A 14,816-nucleotide genomic window follows, 5' to 3' on the forward strand; every position below is an offset into this window, starting at 1 on the left:
GAGCCCCCGGCCTCAAGACCAGGGGCTCCCGCTCAGCGCAGCGTCCGTCAGACGTTCACGCCGAAGTCCTGCGCGATGCCGACGAGACCCGACGCGTAGCCCTGGCCGACCGCGCGGAACTTCCACTCCGCGCCGTTGCGGTACAGCTCGCCGAAGACCATCGCCGTTTCCGTGGCCGCGTCCTCGGAGAGGTCGTAGCGGGCGATCTCGGCGCCGCCGGCCTGGTTGAGGATGCGGATGTAGGCGTTGCGGACCTGGCCGAAGTTCTGCGAGCGGGTCTCCGCGTCGTAGATGGAGACCGGGAAGACGATCTTGTCGATGTCGGCGGGGAGGCCCGCCAGGTTGACGTTGATCGCCTCGTCGTCGCCCTCGCCCTCGCCGGTGCGGTTGTCGCCGGTGTGGACGATGGTGTTGTCCGGGGTCTGCTTGTTGTTGAAGAACACGAAGTGGGCGTCCGAGTAGACCTTGCCCTGCGTGTTGACCGCGATCGCGGAGGCGTCGAGGTCGAAGTCCGTGCCGGTGGTGGTGCGGACGTCCCAGCCGAGGCCCACGGTGACGGCGGTCAGGCCCGGAGCCTCCTTGGTGAGCGAGACGTTGCCACCCTTGGACAGGCTTACAGCCATGGTTGGGAGTCCTTTCCCTCGTTTGGTAGTACGGCCATGAAGCTACAGCTACCCGTATGAACGCCGAGAGGGGTACCCAAGGTTCCCTTTCTCTTTACGTTCTTTACCGAACACGGGGTGAACGTTATTCGCGTGACGTGTGCCGGTCAGCTGCGCGACCATGGTGGGCATGTCCGGTCCCTATCTCATCCGCGGCTCCGTCTCCCTCCCCGAGGCCGAGCTCATGTGGCGTTTCTCGCGCTCCTCGGGGCCCGGCGGACAGCACGTCAACACCAGCGACTCCCAGGTGGAGCTGCGCTTCGACCTGGCGAACACCGAGGCGCTGCCCGAGGTGTGGAAGGCGCGGGCGCTCGAGCGGCTGGCCGGGCGGCTCGTCGACGGGGTCGTGAGCGTGCGTGCCTCCGAGCATCGGTCCCAGTGGCGTAATCGGGAGACCGCGGCGGTACGGCTCGCCGCACTGCTCGCCGAGGCCACCGCGCCCCCGCCCAAGCCGCGCCGGCCCACCCGGATTCCCCGTGGGATCAATGAGCGGCGGCTGCGGGAGAAGAAGCAGCGGTCGGACACCAAACGGGGGCGGTCCGGCCGGGACTGGTCGTAGGGATCGGTTCGCAGGGGTCGTAGGACGGCCTTGTCACATCGCTGTCGTGGCGTCCGTCCTATAGGCATGAGCGACAACAGCGGCAACCACGAATTCCTTGCCCGGCGATTCGAATCGCACCGGCCTCACCTTCGCGCCGTCGCCTACCGCATGCTCGGCTCCGCCGCCGAGGCCGACGACGCGGTGCAGGAGGCCTGGTTCCGGCTCAGCCGTTCCGACGCGCGGCAGGTGGACAACCTCGGCGGCTGGCTGACCACCGTCGTCGGGCGGGTCTGCCTCGACATGCTGCGGTCGCGGAAGTCGCGCGCGGAGGAGCCGCTGGAGCCGTTGGAGAGCACCGCCACCGCCACCGCCGCCCACGCCGACCCCGAGCAGGACGCCGTGCTCGCCGACTCGGTGGGCGTCGCGCTGCTCGTCGTACTGGAGACGCTGACGCCCGCCGAGCGGCTGGCGTTCGTGCTGCACGACCTGTTCGCGGTGCCTTACGAGGAGGTCGGGGACATCGTGGGGCGCAGCCCCGTGGCGGCGCGGCAGTTGGCGAGCCGGGCGCGGCGGCGGGTGCAGGGGGCCGAGGCGCACGATGCCGATCCGGGGCGGCAGCGGGAGGTCGTCGACGCCTTCCTCGCCGCCGCCCGGGAGGGGAAGTTCGACGCCCTGGTCGAGCTGCTGGACCCGGATGTCGTCGCGCGCACCGAGTTCGGCGTGACCACGGGTGCGGCGGCGGTCGCCAAGGGCGCCTCGCAGTTCTCCCACCTCGGCACGCTCGCCCGGCCCGCCCTGGTCGGCGGCCGTACGGGTCTCGCGGTGTTCGTGGAGGGACGCCTGGACCGGACGCTGGCTTTCACGTTCGTACGCGACCGTATCGCGGTCATCGACATCGTGACGGACGCCACACGCGTGGCCGAGCTGGATGTGCGGCCCTAGAGGTCCAGCACCCCGACCGTCTCGCCCTCGCTCTGCTCGCCGGTGATGCGGAAGCCGAGCTTCAGGTAGAACTCCTCCGGGCCGTTCGGCTCGGGGTGCCAGGTGACGTACAGCTGCTTTCCGCCCCTGCGGCGGATCTCGGCCGCAACGGACTCCACGGCGAACCTGGCGTACCCGCGCCCCTGTTCCTCGGCCGCGATGGTCAGTCGCCACAGACCGGAGCGGAAGAGCGTGCCGTCCTGCTTCCAGTCGATGTCGAAGAACGCCATCAGGAAGCCGACCGGGCGGTCGCCGTCGACGATCAGGCGCGGCCAGGCGACGCCGGCGGGGCGGACATACGCCTCCGCGAGGGACTCCATCACCGGAGTGACGGCGAATTCCTGCTCCGGGCGGACCCGTATCGCGGTCGCGGCCTCGAAGGTGCGGGGAGTGATCTCTTCGAGGCGGGGTGCCGGCATCGTCGTCATGCGCGCACCGTAAATGACATCCACGCGCGCGTGCCACGGAATGAGCAGGTCACCCCAACTGCCGGTACCGCCCCCGGAAATACGCAAGCGGCCCCCCGTCCGCGCTCGGCACCTCGGCTGTCAGCACCCGCCCGATCACCAGCGTGTGGTCACCGGCGATCACCCGCTGCTCGGTCCGGCACTCCAGGGTCGCGAGGGCGCCGCCCACCAGGGGAGCGCCGGTCGCCTTCCCGCGGACGTACGGGATGTCCTCGAACAACAGCCGGTCACTGATGCGGCCCTTCATCGCGAACCGGCCCGCGATGTGGCGCTGGCTCTCGGAGAGGACCGAGACCGACCACAGGGGCTGTTCGTCGAGCAGGTCGTCCATGCGGGAGCCGTTGCGCAGGCTGACCAGGACCAGTGGGGGGTCCAGGGAGACCGACATGAAGGCGGTGGCCGTCATGCCCACGTCCTCGCCGGCCGGCGCGGACGGGTCGTCCGGGTCCAGCGATGGCTCCTGCGCGGTCACCAGGACCACACCCGCGGTCAGCCGGGACATGGCGGCGCGGAACTCGTCGTTGCTCACACCGACAGGATGCCCGGAGGCGGGCGGAGCAGTGATCAGGACGGGGGCGGGGGCGGCAGCAGGGGGAGTGTTCAGCACGTCCGAAACGCTAGGCCGAGGACCCCGCGGATCGCATCGGGCGTCGGGACCAGCCCGGACCTAGGACCATCGGCGGAACCGATCAGCCGCCTTCCCGTACCCTTCTGCGGCATCTTGTGCCATCTCCACATCCGCACAAAGTTTGCGTTCAGGAAAGGCACAGGGAAAACGCAGAAACCCCACTCAATTGTTCATCTTTAGTTGTGACTTGAGTCACAAGGGACATTAATTGTTGACCCTGTGTACCGAGTGGGCTTCACGCTGTGATTCAGTGGCTGGGAAGCTGCCAGAACGATACGCCGATGAGAACCCTTGATTCGCTGCGAGGTCTCGGGGGGAGGGCGAGCATGGAGACCGAGTCGGAGCCCTACGTCCGCCTTGCGACTCTGCGACAACTGCACCAGGTCATGGCTGACATGAACACGGCCCGCAGCCTGGCGGACACCCTGCAGACCGTCGCCGACGGCGTGGTCAACGGGCTCGGGTACGAGCTGGCGTGCGTCAACCTCGTCCGCCCCGACGGCGATCTCGTCGTCGCCGCCTTCGCCGGAAACCCGGCGGCCGAGGCGCTGATCACCGGCCGGGTCGGCTCCCGCGACTCCTGGGAGCGCCGGCTCACCATGGGTGAGCACTGGGGCGACCTGGTGTTCATACCGCACACCGAGGGCTGGATCCTCGACGACGACGACGTCCCGCAGTGGTACACGGACGGACCCGCGCCCCGGTTCGAGGACGAGTGGCATCCGTCGGACCGGCTCTTCGCGCCCATGTACATGCCCGCCGCGCCCGGCGGCACCTGCGGCGAGCTGATCGGCGTCCTGTCCGTGGACCGGCCGCGCAACGGCCGGCGACCGGGCGCATGGGGACGCGAAGCGCTGCAGATGTACGCGTTCCAGGCCGCGATAGCGATCAGCAATGCTCGCTTGAGGGCCAACATGCAGCGCGCACTGGTCAGGCTCGAAAGGGAGCAGCAGGCCCTGCGGGCCAGTGAAGAGAGCTTTCGGCAGGCCTTCGAGTACGCCCCCTCGGGCATGGCCATCGCCGAGATGGGCGGCGACCAGCATGGCCGGATCCTGCGGACGAACGACGCCCTGTGCCGGCTCCTCGGCCGCCCCGCCTCCGCGATGCGCCGCTACTCCTTCTCCGACCTGGTCCACCCCGAGGACATAGGGACGTTGCTGAGGACCTCCGCGGAGGGCGGACGCGCGGAGCTGCGTCTCGGGCGCCGGGACGGCACGTATGTGTGGGTCTCGCTGCGGAACTCCGTCGTCGCGGACGCCGCCGACGGCCCCCGCTTCCTCCTCACCCACGTCGAGGACATAGAGGAGCGCAAGCGCCGCGAGCTGCAGCTCGCCCACCGCGCCTCGCACGACTCCCTCACCGGCCTGCCGAACTCCGCCGAGCTTCGCTCCCGCCTCTCCTCCCGCCTGTGTCACCGCCCCGCGCACCCCGGCGCCCTGGAGTCCCTGGACGCGGCCTACGGCCACCCCGCGTTCGACATAAACGGCCACGGCTTCGACTTCCGCCCGGGCGGCGCCGACGCCTACGACGCCTTCGACCACCATGTGCACACCGTCGCCCCCGAGGGCGAGCGCGACGACGGCACCAAGGGGCTCGCGGTCCTCTTCTGCGACCTCGACGGCTTCAAGTCGATCAACGACCGGTTCGGGCACAACGCCGGTGACGCGGTCCTCATCGAGGTCGCCCGGCGGCTGACCCGCGGCGTGCGCGACGGCGACACGGTGGCCCGGCTCGGCGGCGACGAGTTCGTGGTTCTCGCCGACGGGCTCGGCCGCGCGGATGCCCAGGACCTGGCCGTACGCCTGCGCAACGAGATCATCCAGCCGATCCGCGTCGACGGACGGGCCATGCGGGTGGGCGCCAGTTTCGGCATCGGGTGGGCACACTGCGGAATGACCGCGGACGAAGTGTTGAAGTCAGCCGACGAGCGGATGTACGTAGAGAAACGATCTCGTCCCAAACAACATCGACGGGCCGGCTGATACCCCAGGTCAGGGCCAGGGGTGGCGGAACGATGCGATCCGAGTCACCCGTTTGCGGCACGTGGAGCGGGTAGGCTCGCCATTCTGACCCCCCGTATCGCGTTCGATCCGCACCGCTGAGGAGTACCCAGGGATGACGTCCGGCAACAACGGCGCCAGCACGCCCGAGGACGACGACCCGTTCGGCTACCTCTACGCCGACGGCCAGGCCAACGGCGCCCAGCCGCCGTCCGGTGGCGGTGGCTACGGCTACCCGGGCTCCGTCAACCGGAACCGCGCGGTCGGCCAGCGCCAGTACGGCCAGCCGGCTCAGGCCCAGCAGACGGCCGCCTACGGGCAGGCCCCGCAGCAGCAGGGGACGTACGGCCAGCCGAGCGCCCACTACGCGGCCCCGGAGACCTTCCCCGGCGGCGGTGGTGCTCCCACGGCCCCGCAGCAGCCGGCGTACAGCGGCGGCGGTGGCGGTCGGCGCGGGCCCAACACCAAGGGGCTGCTGATCGGTGCGATCGCGGTGGTCGCCGCGGTCGTCATCGGCATCGGCGTGGCGATGATGGGCGGCGACTCCTCGGACAACAAGGCGGGCGGCGACGCCTCGGCCTCGACCTCCACCTCGCAGAGCTCCGAGCCCAGCCAGTCGGCGAGCGCCAGCGCGGCCGGCACCGACCTGCCGAAGACCGACGCCAAGGACCTCCAGCTGGGCGGCGGCGCCACCACGGCGTCGGACGTCGAGGGCGCCGGTGCGGACGGCGGCACGTATGTGGGCAACCTCAACAACGAGGGCGCGTCGGTCACCTGGACGATCGACAATCTCGCCGAGGGGGGCGTGTACACATTGTTCGCGACCTACAGCGTCCCCGGTGAGGACCAGGCGATGTCGCTCGTCGTGAACGGCAAGACCTTCGGCTCGAAGGTCGGCTTCAAGAACTACGCGCACGCCAAGGACGGCGATTTCGCCAAGGGCTGGACCAAGACCTACTCGTGGCCCACCCTCAAAAAGGGCCCGAACACCATCACCGTGACCTGCCAGGCGGGCGACAAGTGCAACGTCCTACTGGACCAGCTGTACCTGAAGAAGGGCCAGGTCACCAGCTAGCGAGCGGCACTAGGCGGCGGTGACCTGGCCGGTCACCGCGACCCGCTCCGCCAGCTCCTCGTAGGCCGCGCGGTCGAACTCCCCCGCCACCGGCGCCAGTACGGTCGCCGCCGATAGGGCGACCGCGCGGGACAGCCGGTCCGGCCACGGGAGTTGGTCGACCAGGCCCGACAGCAGGCCCGCGACCACGGAGTCGCCGGCGCCGGTCGGGTTGCCGCGGACGCGGGCGGGCGGGGCGGCGCGCCAGCGGCCCTCGGGGGCGGTCGCGAGCAGACCGTCGGTGCCGAGCGAGGCGACCACCGCGCGGGCGCCCCGGCGGCGGGCGTCCTGAGCGGCGCGCAACGGGTCGTGGGAGCCGGTGAGTTCGGCCAGTTCGTCGGCGTTGGGCTTGAGCAGGTCCGGGCGGGCGGCGACACCGCGGCGCAGGGGTTCGCCGCTGGTGTCGAGGAGGACAGGGACGCCGGCCGCCCTCGCGGTCCGTATGAGACCCGCGTACGCGCCCACCGGCACCCCCGGCGGCAGACTGCCGCACAGGGCCACCGCGGACGCCGACGCCAGCAGGTCCTCGTAGGCCTCCTGGAAGGCGGACCACTCGGCGGGCGTGATCGTCGGTCCGGGCTCGTTGAGCTGTGTCGTGTCGCCCGTCTGCTCGTCCACGACCGCGATCGTGCGGCGGGTCGCGGCGGCGACCGGGACCAGGGCGTCCACCACCCCTGGTGTCGCGGTGAGTTGGCTCTGTACGACGGCTCCGGTCGCGCCGCCCGTGAAGCCGGTGACCGTCACCTCGTGGCCGAGGGCCGCCAGTACGCGCGCCACGTTCAGGCCCTTGCCGCCGGGGCGTTCCGTGACCTCGGAGACCCGGTGGGAGGCGTGCGGCCGCAGGGACCGCACGCGATAGGTGATGTCGAGAGCGGTGTTCAGTGTGACCGTGAGGATCACCTGGGCCGACCTCCCCCGAAGACGAATGCGGAACGCGCTTGCCGTATCTGTCCGTCCGGGCGGCCGATCATGCCGGACGGACGGTGGTCGTCCCAGTTTCTCAGGACAACCACCGCCCTCAACAGCCGGACACATCACCCCAGTTGGGGATCGACCACCCATTCACCCCGGCGCAGCACGCCTTTGAGGTCGAATTGATGGTCAAGAACCACCAGGTCGGCGTACTTTCCGGGCTCCAGCGAGCCGATCGAGTCGGCCATGCCGAGCAGCCGCGCCGGGTTGGCGGAGATGGCGGCGACGACGTCCTCGACGGGGAGCCCGTCGACCGTCACGGCCCGCTTGAAGGCGCGGTCGAGGGTGAGGGTCGAACCGGCGATGGAATTGCCTTCGACCAAGCGGGCGACGCCTTCGCTGACCTCGACCTCCAGGGGGCCGAGCATGTACCTGCCGTCGCCGAAACCGGCCGCGTCCATGGCGTCCGTGATGAAGGCGACTCGACCCGCGCGAGCGTGATGGAACGCCAACTGGAGGGAGGCCGGGTGCAGATGCGTGCCGTCGTTGATGAGCTCGACCGTGATCCGCTCGTCCTCGAGGAGTGCGGCGATCGGGCCGGGGGTGCGATGGCCGAGGGCCGGCATCGCGTTGAAGAGGTGGGTCGCGACGGTGGCGCCCGCGTCGATCGCCTCGACCGTCTGCTCGTACGTCGCGTCGGTGTGGCCGACCGCCGCGATGACGCCGTGTTCCGTGAGCAGGCGTACGGAGTCGATGCCCCCCGGGAGTTCGGTGGCGAGGGTGACCATCTTGGCCTTGCCGCGCGCGGCGTCGATCAGCTTGCGGACCTCCGCCGGGTCGGGGTCGCGCAGGAGTTCCTCGGAGTGGGCGCCTTTTCGGCACGGTGAGATGAACGGGCCCTCGAAGTGGATACCGGCCAGGTCGCCCTGCTCGGCGAGTTCGCTGAGCAGACCGGCCCGTTGGGCGAGGAAGTCCATGTCGCCGGTGACCGTGGAGGCGACGAGGGTGGTGGTGCCGTGGAGGCGGTGGGTGTGGATGCCGTGCAGCACGTCCTCGACCGTGCCGGATGTGAAGGAGGCTCCTCCGCCCCCGTGGTTGTGGAGGTCGACGAACCCGGGCACCACCCAATGGCCGCCGACATCGATGACCTCGGCGTGGTCGGAGGCCGCGCCGGCGATCCGCGTCCCCTCGACGACGACACGGCCGTTGTTCACGATCCCGGTGGGAAGCACCACCTGGCCACCGGCGAGAACCTTGCTAGAAGCCATCAGGTAGTTACCTCCGTGCGGTCAGTTGTAGTGAGGAGGTCCCAGGCGAGTAGGCCGGCACCGAGGCATCCGGCGCTGTCGCCCAGGGCCGCCGGCACGATCTCCGGCGCCTTCTGGAAAGTGATCCGGCGCTCGACCGCTTCCCTCAGCGGTGTGAACAACGTTTCCCCCGCCTCGGCCAGGCCGCCACCGATGATCAGGGTGCGGGGGTCCAGCAGGGTGAGGGCCGTGAGGAGGCCGTCGGCCAGGGCGTTCACGGCCTCCTGCCAGACCCGGACGGCGTTCGGGTCGCCGGACGTGACGGCCTTGGCGCAGTCGGCGGCGTCCGCGTTCGGGTCGCCGCAGGCCCGGGCCCATGCCTCGCTGACGGCGGCCGCGGAGGCGTACCTCTCCAGGCAGCCGATCTGGCCGCACGGACAGGGAACCCCGCCGGGCCGTACGACGATGTGGCCGATCTCGCCCGCGAAGCCGTGCGCGCCCGACTCCACCCGGCCCGCGATACCGATCGCGCCCGCGATACCGGTGCCGAGGGGGACGAAGAGGAAGCGGTCGGCTCCCTTGCCCGCGCCGATGCGGCCCTCGGCCAGACCTCCGGTGCGGACGTCGTGGCCGAGGGCGACCGGGACGCCGAGGCGGTCGCCGAGCAGGTCGCGCAGGGGTACGTCGCGCCAGCCGAGGTTGGCCGAGTAGGCGGCGACGCCGTGCTGCTCGTCGACGATGCCGGGGACGGCGACGCCGGCCGCGGACGCGGGCTCGCCGAGGTGCTCGGCGCCGTAGGCGCGCAGCTCGGCGGCGAAGTCGAGGATGCCCTCGACCACCGCGTCCGGCCCGCGCTCGCGGCCGGTAGCGCGTCGGGCGCGGTGGAGCAGCTCGCCGCTCGCGCCGACGAGGGCGGCCTTCATCCCGGTGCCGCCCACATCAAGGGCGATGACATGTCTCACGGGTGTAGTGTGGCCCGCCGACCCGTGAGAGGTCTAGTCCACTCACGTGGTGTAGACCTTATGGAGTCCACATATTGAACGGCGAGACAGTTGGGGCGAGTAGTGCAGCGGCGTAGGACGGGAATGGTCGCGGTGGTCTCCGCACTGGGGATGACGGCGGTCCTGGGAGGCTGCGGCCTCACGGGCGGCTCGGGGGACGTGACGCTCAGGCTGGTCGCGGCGGACTACGGCGACTCGGCGTCCGACGGCTCCCAGAAGTACTGGGACAAGCTGGTCGAGGAGTACGAGAGCAAGCACTCCGGCGTGAAGATCGACGTCAGCGTGTACTCGTGGAACGACGTCGACCGCAAGGTCAAGGAGATGGTCGCCGCGGGTGACGCGCCCGACCTGGCGCAGATCGGGGCGTACGCCGACTACGCCGACAAGGGCCTGCTCTACTCGGCCGACGACCTGCTCTCCATCAGCACCCAGGCCGACTTCGCCTCGCAGCTGGCCACCGCGGGAGAGGTGAAGGGCGTGCAGTACGGGATGCCGTTCGCGGCCTCGACGCGGCTGCTCTTCTACAACAAGACCCTCTTCAAGGAGGCCGGGCTCACCGCGCCGAAAACGTGGAAGCAGCTCGCCGCCGACGCGGAGGTGCTCAAGGGGCGGGGCGTGAAGTACCCGTACGCGCTGCCGCTCGGGTCGGAGGAGGCGCAGGCCGAGACGATGCAGTGGATGCTGAGTGGCGGGGGCGGCTACACGGACACCGTCGGCACGTACGGCATCGACTCCACGGAGAACGTCGCCACCTTCGACTGGCTGAAGAACGACCTGGTCGACAAGGGCCTCACCGGTCCGGTCGCGCCGGGCAGGCTCAACCGCGCGGACGCGTTCGCCGCCTTCGCGGGCGGCGACGTCGGCATGCTGAACGGCCACCCCTCGCTGATGAAGATCGCCGCCAGGAAGGGCGTGAAGTTCGGCATGGTGCCGATGCCGGGCGTCGACGGGCAGAGCAAGACCGCGCTGGGCGTCGCCGACTGGATGATGGCCTTCAAGAAGAACGGCCACGCCAAGCAGACGGGCGACTTCCTCGACTTCGTCTACGACAAGAAGAACGTCCTCGCCTTCTCGCACGAGTACGACCTGCTGCCGGTCACCAACTCGGCCTCCGAGGCCATGAGTTCGGACGCGGAGGACGCCGACCTCAAGCCGTTCCTGGACGAGTTGCCGGAGTCGGAGATGTATCCCGTGGACAAGATGTCCTGGGCGGCCGTGAGCGCCGAGGTGAAGAAGCGGATAGGACAGGCGGTCGCTTCGGGCGGAAACCCGGCGGCCACGCTGGCCCAGCTGCAGGCCGCGGCCTCGTCGGCGGAGAACGCGGACTAGTTCGTTGTCAGTGGTCGGGGTTACGGTCGGTTGCATGAGTCAGGAGCAGCTGGGGGAGCGCGAGCGGGCCGTACTCGCTCTCGAGCGCCGTGGTTTCTCCGGTCCCGGCGTGAAGGAGCGGGCGATACGGGAGGAGCTGGGGCTGCCTCCGGTCCGCTACTACCAGCTGCTGAACGCCCTCCTGGACGACGAGAGGGCCCTCGCTCATGATCCGGTGACGGTGAACAGGCTGAGAAGAGTGAGGGAGCAGCGGCGGGGAGACCGTTAAGGTCGCGGTATGGGTAGCCCTACGGATCCTCTGCCGGTGCCGTCCACCCAGGCTGGGCGTGACGGACTCGCCGCCATCCTCGCGAACCCCGCGAAGTCGGTGCTCGCCTTCGACTTCGACGGGACCCTCGCCCCGATCGTGCCGGACCCCGAGCAGGCCCGGGCGCACCCGGACGCCGTGCCGGCGCTGGCGGGGCTCGCGCCGAAGGTGGCGTCCGTGGCGGTCGTCACCGGTCGCCCGGCCGGGGTCGCTGTCCGGCACGGGGGCTTCGCCGGGGTCGCCGGGCTGGAGCACCTGGTCGTCCTGGGCCACTACGGCGCCGAGCGCTGGGACGCGGTCAGCGGTGAGGTCAACGCCCCCGCCCCGCACCCGGGTGTCGCCGCCGTCCGCGCCGAGCTGCCCGGATTCCTCGACCGGATCGGGGCCTGGCAGGGCACCTGGATCGAGGAGAAGGGGCGCGCGGTCGCCGTCCACACCCGCCGGGCCACCGACCCCCAGGCCGCCTTCGAGGCCCTCCGCGAACCCCTCACCGACCTCGCCACCCGGCATGGGCTGATCGTCGAGCCCGGCCGTATGGTCCTGGAGCTCCGGCCACCGGGGATGGACAAGGGCGTGGCCCTGCTGGAGTACGTCCGCGAGATCGACGCGACGGCCGTCCTCTACGCCGGCGACGACCTGGGAGATCTTCCGGCCTTCGCCGCGGTGGACAAGCTCCGCTCCGACGGCACCCCGGGCCTGCTGGTGTGCAGCGGCAGCGACGAGGTGACGGAGCTGCGGGAGCGGGCCGACCTGGTGGTGGACGGGCCGACGGGGCTGGTGCAGCTGCTGCGGGGGCTGACCGCTCAGCTGGGCTGATCGGTCACGTCGCGCAGGGCCTGCAACTGGTCCAGGAACCACTGCGCCGGCGGCAACGCGGTCGCGGCGGCCGCGAGCCGCTTCGTGCGCTCCGCCCGCTCCTCCACCGGCATGCCCAACGCCTCGTGCAGGGCCCGCGCCGTCCCGATCACGTCGTACGGGTTCACCACGATCGCGTCCTTGCCCAGCTCCTGGAACGCCCCCGCCTCCCGCGACAGCACCAGCACGCACCCCTCGTCGGAGACGACCGGCATCTCCTTCGCGACCAGGTTCATGCCGTCCCGGATCGGGTTGACCAGCGCCACGTCGGCCAGCCGGTACGCCGCCAGCGAGCGCGCGAAGTCGTCCTTGACGTGCAGTACGACCGGGGTCCAAGCCGGCGTCCCGTACTGGGAGTTGATCTCGCCCGCCAGACGCTGCACCGCCGCCGTGTAGTCCCGGTAGACGGCGAGGTCCTGGCGGGAGGGGTAGGCGAAGGCCACGTGCACGACCCGCTCGCGCCACTCCGGGTGGTCGTCGAGGAGCTGCCGGTACGCCAGCAGCCCCCGCACGATGTTCTTCGACAGCTCGGTGCGGTCCACCCGGACGATCGCCTTGCGGCCCGCGCCGATCTCCTCGCGCAGGGCCGCCATCCGCTCCTCGACGTCCGCCTCGTGCGAGCGGGCGTGCAGGAACTCGGCGTCGGCGCCGAGGCCGTGGACGCCGATGAACGTCTCGCGGGTGCGCCGCCTGCCGTCGAGCAGGTGCTCGATCGTCCGGGGGGCGCCCGACGGCCACGTGACCTCCCAGCGACAGGGGTCGAGCCCCTGCACACAGTTCTGGAACGCGGTAGCCCACCGCCAGGTCAGGAACGCCACCCGGTCCGCCCCGAGCATGCCCTCCATCAGCCGCACCTGGATGTCGTCCGGCAGCATCCGGAAGTAGTCGGGCGGCGCCCACGGCGTGTGCGAGAAGTGCCCGATCCGCAGGTCAGGCCGCAGCTCCCGCAGCATCCCGGGGACGAGGCACAGGTGGTAGTCCTGGACCAGGACCGCCGCGCCGTCGCCCGCCTCCTCCGCCAGCGCCTCCGCAAAGGCCCGGTTGTAGGTCTCGTACGACTCCCACTGCCGGCGGAACTCCGCGTCGAAGACCGGCTCCAGCGGCGTCTGGTACAGCATGTGGTGGACGAACCAGAGGACCGAGTTCGCGATGCCGTTGTACGCGTCCGCGTGCACGTCGGCCGGGATGGCGAGCATCCGCACGCCCTCCTCGCCGACCCCGCGCCGCACGGCCTCGCGGTCGCCGTCGCTCAGGGCCGAGCACACCCACAGGGCGCCCGCCTCCGGCCCGATCGCGGACAGACCGGAGACCAGCCCGCCGCCGCCGCGCTTGGCGGTCAGCGAGCCGTCCTGCTGGAGGGCGTACGAGACCGGGCCGCGGTTGGACGCGACCAGCACCTGATGGGCAGCACCGTGCGTGGAAGCCATACGCCTCAACTTAGCCCGGCCCGGAAACGCTCAAACGTTTGGTTGCGCTCTGCGGGTGCACCGTATACAGCACGTGACGCGCACCGTCAGGCGACCTTCCGCGAGGCGTACTCCGCGATCTCCGCCATCGGCGGCCGCTCCTCCGTGTCCACGGAGTAGGTACGCGGCTCGAAACCGTCATCGCCCCGTTCGAACTGGGTGAGCGAGGGACGGATGAGATGCCCGCGCGCCAGCCGCAGCTGCGCCGTGCGGTAGATCGCCGCCGACATCCGGCCCAGCGCCTGCCCGTCCTGGTGCCGGTGCTTGCGCACACCGACATCGACCTGGGCGAGCGCGTCGAGGCCGACGAGATGCAGCGCGTCGACGAGCATGCCCAGCTCGACGCCGTACCCCACCGGGAAGGGGAGCTGTTCCAGCAGGCTGCGGCGGGCCGCGTACTCGCCGCCGAGCGGCTGCACGAAACCGGCCAGCTGCGGCCAGTGCATGTTGAGGAGCGGGCGGGCCATCAGCTCGGTGACCCGGCCGCCCTGGCCGCGCGTCTTGCCGGAGGCGAGCGAGTCCAACTCAGTGCCCAGGGGACGGTCGTACATGCCCTTGACCAGATCGATCCCGGGGTCGGTGAGCAGCGGACCGACGATCCCGGAGACGAAGTCGGAGGAGAACTCCTTCAGGTCCGCGTCGATGAAGCAGACGATGTCCCCGGTCGTGACGAGCATGGAGCGCCACAGGACCTCGCCCTTGCCGGGGACCGCCGGGAGGCGGGGCAGGATGTCGTCGCGGTGGACGACCCGCGCGCCGGCCGCCGCGGCGACCTCGGACGTGCGGTCGGTGGACCCGGAGTCGACGACGACGATCTCGTCGACGAGCGGGACCTGCTGCATCAGGTCATGGCGGATGACGGCGACGATGTCGCCGACCGTCTCCTCCTCGTTGAGTGCGGGCAGGACGACGGAGACCGACTGACCGGTGCGTTGCTTCGCGGCCAGGATCTGGTGGAGCGGGCGATCGGTGACAGACCAGGAGCGGGTGCTCAGCCAGCGCTCGACTTCTTCCAGCACGTAGGCGGCTCCTCACTTTTGTCTCGCGGTTCGGACGACTATCTCAACTGTCCTGGCCTTCGGTTACAGTCTTGAACAACGACGATGACCATCGCATGTCCGAGGTCGTCGGAGGGACAACCGAATACCGCTCATCCAGAGGGGCAGAGGGATACGGCCCGATGAAGCCCCGGCAACCCTCCAGCCGGCTCTCGTAGATCAGTGTTGATCATTTCCGCGAGGCTCCCCGGCTAGGGAAGGTGCCAAATCCGTCTCACGGCGAGATGCGTCGTGAGGAAGATGAGGAG

Annotated in this window: 15 protein-coding genes and 1 riboswitch; of the genes, 7 read left to right on the top strand and 8 right to left on the bottom strand. The window is 70.4% G+C overall.

Features of this window, described 5'->3' with window-relative positions; all coding sequences use genetic code 11:
* Positions 1 to 47 precede the first annotated feature (47 nt).
* Positions 48 to 623 carry a TerD family protein gene (locus ACWC09_RS23660; protein WP_450852562.1) on the bottom strand — a complete coding sequence of 192 codons (576 nt, stop codon included), beginning with the start codon at positions 621 to 623 and terminating at the stop codon, positions 48 to 50.
* A 160-nt stretch (positions 624 to 783) separates the two neighbouring features.
* On the opposite strand from ACWC09_RS23660, the gene arfB reads away from it, so the two are divergent.
* Both arfB and ACWC09_RS23670 read left to right on the top strand, forming a co-directional pair.
* Positions 784 to 1,221 (top strand): alternative ribosome rescue aminoacyl-tRNA hydrolase ArfB, encoded by a 438-nt coding sequence (arfB, locus tag ACWC09_RS23665; protein WP_450852615.1) that lies wholly within the window; start codon positions 784 to 786, stop codon positions 1,219 to 1,221.
* 66 nt (positions 1,222 to 1,287) lie between these two features.
* Positions 1,288 to 2,145: a sigma-70 family RNA polymerase sigma factor gene (locus ACWC09_RS23670; RefSeq protein ID WP_450852563.1), complete on the top strand. Its 858-nt coding sequence runs from the start codon at positions 1,288 to 1,290 to the stop codon at positions 2,143 to 2,145.
* On the opposite strand, the gene ACWC09_RS23675 is transcribed toward ACWC09_RS23670, so the two are convergent.
* Positions 2,142 to 2,612 carry a GNAT family N-acetyltransferase gene (locus ACWC09_RS23675; RefSeq protein ID WP_450852564.1) on the bottom strand — a complete coding sequence of 157 codons (471 nt, stop codon included), beginning with the start codon at positions 2,610 to 2,612 and terminating at the stop codon, positions 2,142 to 2,144. The genes ACWC09_RS23670 and ACWC09_RS23675 overlap by 4 nt on opposite strands.
* A gap of 49 nt (positions 2,613 to 2,661) precedes the next feature.
* Positions 2,662 to 3,258: a flavin reductase family protein gene (locus ACWC09_RS23680; RefSeq protein WP_450852565.1), complete on the bottom strand. Its 597-nt coding sequence runs from the start codon at positions 3,256 to 3,258 to the stop codon at positions 2,662 to 2,664.
* A 347-nt stretch (positions 3,259 to 3,605) separates the two neighbouring features.
* Between ACWC09_RS23680 and cdgB the strand changes: the two genes are divergently transcribed.
* The gene (gene cdgB / locus ACWC09_RS23685) at positions 3,606 to 5,261 is read left to right on the top strand and encodes a diguanylate cyclase CdgB (protein ID WP_450852566.1); all 1,656 of its coding nucleotides are present in this window, start codon (positions 3,606 to 3,608) and stop codon (positions 5,259 to 5,261) included.
* 133 nt (positions 5,262 to 5,394) lie between these two features.
* Positions 5,395 to 6,354: a carbohydrate-binding protein gene (locus tag ACWC09_RS23690; RefSeq protein ID WP_450852567.1), complete on the top strand. Its 960-nt coding sequence runs from the start codon at positions 5,395 to 5,397 to the stop codon at positions 6,352 to 6,354.
* Positions 6,355 to 6,363: 9 nt separating this feature from the next.
* On the opposite strand, the gene ACWC09_RS23695 is transcribed toward ACWC09_RS23690, so the two are convergent.
* The 3 genes from ACWC09_RS23695 to ACWC09_RS23705 all read right to left on the bottom strand — a co-directional run bounded on the left by ACWC09_RS23695 (position 6,364) and on the right by ACWC09_RS23705 (position 9,514).
* Entirely contained in the window at positions 6,364 to 7,293 is a 930-nt protein-coding gene (locus ACWC09_RS23695) for a 1-phosphofructokinase family hexose kinase (RefSeq protein ID WP_450852568.1), read from the bottom strand.
* Positions 7,294 to 7,427: 134 nt separating this feature from the next.
* Positions 7,428 to 8,573, bottom strand: a complete 1,146-nt coding sequence (gene nagA, locus ACWC09_RS23700; RefSeq protein WP_450852569.1) for an N-acetylglucosamine-6-phosphate deacetylase — start codon at positions 8,571 to 8,573, stop codon at positions 7,428 to 7,430.
* Positions 8,573 to 9,514, bottom strand: a complete 942-nt coding sequence (locus ACWC09_RS23705) for an ROK family protein (RefSeq protein WP_450852570.1) — start codon at positions 9,512 to 9,514, stop codon at positions 8,573 to 8,575. Before ACWC09_RS23705 ends, nagA begins: the two co-directional genes overlap by 1 nt.
* 102 nt (positions 9,515 to 9,616) lie before the next feature.
* Between ACWC09_RS23705 and ACWC09_RS23710 the strand changes: the two genes are divergently transcribed.
* Genes ACWC09_RS23710 through otsB form a run of 3 tightly spaced genes read left to right on the top strand, consistent with a single transcriptional unit; the run spans position 9,617 to position 12,005 of the window.
* On the top strand, positions 9,617 to 10,882 hold the full coding sequence (locus ACWC09_RS23710) for an ABC transporter substrate-binding protein (protein ID WP_450852571.1): 1,266 nt from the start codon (positions 9,617 to 9,619) through the stop codon (positions 10,880 to 10,882).
* A gap of 34 nt (positions 10,883 to 10,916) precedes the next feature.
* Positions 10,917 to 11,150, top strand: a complete 234-nt coding sequence (locus ACWC09_RS23715; protein WP_450852572.1) for a DUF3263 domain-containing protein — start codon at positions 10,917 to 10,919, stop codon at positions 11,148 to 11,150.
* Positions 11,151 to 11,159: 9 nt separating this feature from the next.
* Complete coding sequence (gene otsB, locus ACWC09_RS23720) at positions 11,160 to 12,005, top strand: trehalose-phosphatase (RefSeq protein ID WP_450852573.1); 846 nt, start codon at positions 11,160 to 11,162, stop codon at positions 12,003 to 12,005.
* Here otsB and ACWC09_RS23725 read toward each other — a convergent pair.
* A complete protein-coding gene (locus ACWC09_RS23725) occupies positions 11,993 to 13,471 on the bottom strand; it encodes an alpha,alpha-trehalose-phosphate synthase (UDP-forming) (protein ID WP_450852574.1) in 1,479 nt (492 codons plus the stop codon). The genes otsB and ACWC09_RS23725 overlap by 13 nt on opposite strands.
* Positions 13,472 to 13,557: 86 nt before the next feature.
* Positions 13,558 to 14,529 (bottom strand): glucosyl-3-phosphoglycerate synthase, encoded by a 972-nt coding sequence (locus ACWC09_RS23730; protein WP_450852575.1) that lies wholly within the window; start codon positions 14,527 to 14,529, stop codon positions 13,558 to 13,560.
* Positions 14,530 to 14,657: 128 nt separating this feature from the next.
* Positions 14,658 to 14,815: riboswitch (SAM riboswitch) on the top strand.
* Position 14,816: the final 1 nt, after the last annotated feature.

The sequence above is a fragment of the Streptomyces sp. NPDC001617 genome (genome assembly GCF_053596855.1).

Bases quoted from the DNA above. Each gene is read 5' to 3' on its own strand.
- ACWC09_RS23725 (WP_450852574.1), bottom strand. From the start codon at position 13,471: ATGGCTTCCACGCACGGTGCTGCCCATCAGGTGCTGGTCGCGTCCAAC.
- cdgB (WP_450852566.1), top strand. From the start codon at position 3,606: ATGGAGACCGAGTCGGAGCCCTACGTCCGCCTTGCGACTCTGCGACAA.
- otsB (WP_450852573.1), top strand. From the start codon at position 11,160: ATGGGTAGCCCTACGGATCCTCTGCCGGTGCCGTCCACCCAGGCTGGG.
- ACWC09_RS23715 (WP_450852572.1), top strand. From the start codon at position 10,917: ATGAGTCAGGAGCAGCTGGGGGAGCGCGAGCGGGCCGTACTCGCTCTC.
- ACWC09_RS23690 (WP_450852567.1), top strand. From the start codon at position 5,395: ATGACGTCCGGCAACAACGGCGCCAGCACGCCCGAGGACGACGACCCG.
- ACWC09_RS23675 (WP_450852564.1), bottom strand. From the start codon at position 2,612: ATGACGACGATGCCGGCACCCCGCCTCGAAGAGATCACTCCCCGCACC.
- nagA (WP_450852569.1), bottom strand. From the start codon at position 8,573: ATGGCTTCTAGCAAGGTTCTCGCCGGTGGCCAGGTGGTGCTTCCCACC.
- arfB (WP_450852615.1), top strand. From the start codon at position 784: ATGGTGGGCATGTCCGGTCCCTATCTCATCCGCGGCTCCGTCTCCCTC.
- ACWC09_RS23660 (WP_450852562.1), bottom strand. From the start codon at position 623: ATGGCTGTAAGCCTGTCCAAGGGTGGCAACGTCTCGCTCACCAAGGAG.
- ACWC09_RS23670 (WP_450852563.1), top strand. From the start codon at position 1,288: ATGAGCGACAACAGCGGCAACCACGAATTCCTTGCCCGGCGATTCGAA.